Below are 1,921 nucleotides of genomic sequence, written 5' to 3'. Positions count from 1 at the left end.
AACGGCAGTCTGTCCCAAAACTGCCTTTAGATTTAGTTTAAAATTAGCTTATTAGTTTCAGACTACCGAAGCTTGGAAAAAGGAAGGGGAAATTTTGTTTTGCCCCAAAATACCCCTAATGGATTTAAAAACCTTTTTAATAGGGCCTATTAGCTTCCAAATAAGCTCAAAAGGCATTAGAAATGCTCTAATAATCGCTTTCCCTTGCACTTTAAGGATTTTGAGTATTCGTTTTAGATTATAAGCCGTTAGCATAAACCCAAAGTCTGCCGAGGCGGCTTCCATTCCCCTTTTGGTCATGATATGGTCAAATCCCCATTGACGTTTTATAGTGCCAAAGGGATGCTCCACCAAGGCTTGCCGTTTCTTATAGGTTTCAGGAGCCATGGCCACTCTTTTTTTATTGCCTTCTATGTATTGGGTAAACTCAGAGCGTTGTATGATTTTTCCGTTCTGTTTGGCGTTAGTGCAGAGCTGACGAACGGGACATCCTTTACAGGCCTTGGTCTTGTACTGTTTAAAGTAGTAGTTCCTTGCCTTGTACCAACTGCCATTGGAAGTAAGGGTTTGACCTTGTGGACAGGTGAAGCAATCGGTGTTGGCATCATAGTCAAAGTGTTCTGCATTGTAACTAGGGTCAGGAGCCTGTGAACTCCTGCCTATTTCAGGAATGGCCACGAGGGTAGCTATGCCTAAGTCATGTGCTATTTTAAACTCACTTCCAGTATGGTATCCCTTGTCAAAGAGGGCGGTAAAACTATTGCTTCTCAAAATACTTTTAGAACGCCTAAGCATCATACCCATGGCTTTTTTATCATTTTCAGCGGTGAGTTTGCCATCTATCAAAAGCTTGTATTTTTCATCGACCATGGTCTGGGCGGTATAGGATACCTCGGTAATTACCCCACGGACTATTTGATGTCTACTATCAGGGTCAGCGGTAGATATTTGGGGGTTTTCAGAACTGTTGTCTTCTTCGAGTCGCTGGGCCAGAACCTCATACTTTTTGCGTTGGGTCTTGCGGTGGCTGATTTGCTTTTTGACCTGCTCTTGCTTGTCTGAATCTCCATCGGCCATGGCGAGTTCTTTCTCGTGTTCAGCCAGTTTGTTGTCTATATATTCGAGATGACGTGCTACCTTCTTTTTGTTATAGTTGTTCTTCTTGGAGTTTTGTGCCCGAAGTTTGGTGCTGTCCCCAGCCAACAAAACGGCTCCGATAAGGTCATGGTTCTTGGCTAGGGCCACGGTAGCCCTAAACACGCGCTTAATGGCCTTTGGATTGTCTTTTCTAAAACGGGCTATGGTATTGTGGTCTGGCTTAAGGTTCTTCAACAGCCAGATAAGTTCAATATTACGATTACATTCCAGCTCCAACATTCTAGAAGAGCGCATGCGATTCATATAGCCATAGAGGTAAAGTTTGAGCAAATCGGCAGGGTTGTAAGGAGGTCTTCCTTGTGAGGCCAAAATTTTAAAACCAAGTTCACTCAAATCTAAAGAGTCGACAAAGGCATCAATGGCCCTGACGGTGTTTTCTTGACCGACCATATCATCCAAACAGCTACTGTAAAGGGTAAGTTGCGAGCGGTCTTGTCCTTGTTGGTATTCCATACATTAAGTTACGAAATATCACCAGGTTGACAAAGTAAATTGAGGTGATAAAGGGATGAGTTTTGAGACAGTCTGACGTTGAGTGTATGATTAGTTGCGTGGTTTAGCACTTAACTTTGTAAGTACGCACCAAACTGAAAATCCGCGAGGATTTTCAGAAGTAGGCGAGAACAAGCAATTACTTATAGCCATCTTAAGTTTGTTTCTGATTAGATTGTATTTATAAATCAGAAAGAACAAAAGAGAGGATTAAGGCCAATATAGCCATAGGAAGTAATGATTCCGTCAACATTGATGGCCCCCTCTCTTT

1 pseudogene is annotated in these 1,921 nt (G+C 42.5%); it reads right to left on the bottom strand.

Going from position 1 to position 1,921, the window contains the following annotated elements:
* Nucleotides 1-194 precede the first annotated feature (194 nt).
* Nucleotides 195-1,611: pseudogene (locus tag H5V42_RS15135) on the bottom strand (IS1182 family transposase); the annotation flags it as partial.
* Nucleotides 1,612-1,921 lie beyond the last annotated feature (310 nt).

The sequence above is a fragment of the Croceivirga lutea genome (genome assembly GCF_014235875.1).
Lineage (GTDB): Bacteria > Bacteroidota > Bacteroidia > Flavobacteriales > Flavobacteriaceae > Croceivirga > Croceivirga lutea.
The sequence above is the reverse complement of the archived record's forward strand: the minus strand, read 5'-3'. Positions and strand labels throughout refer to the sequence as shown.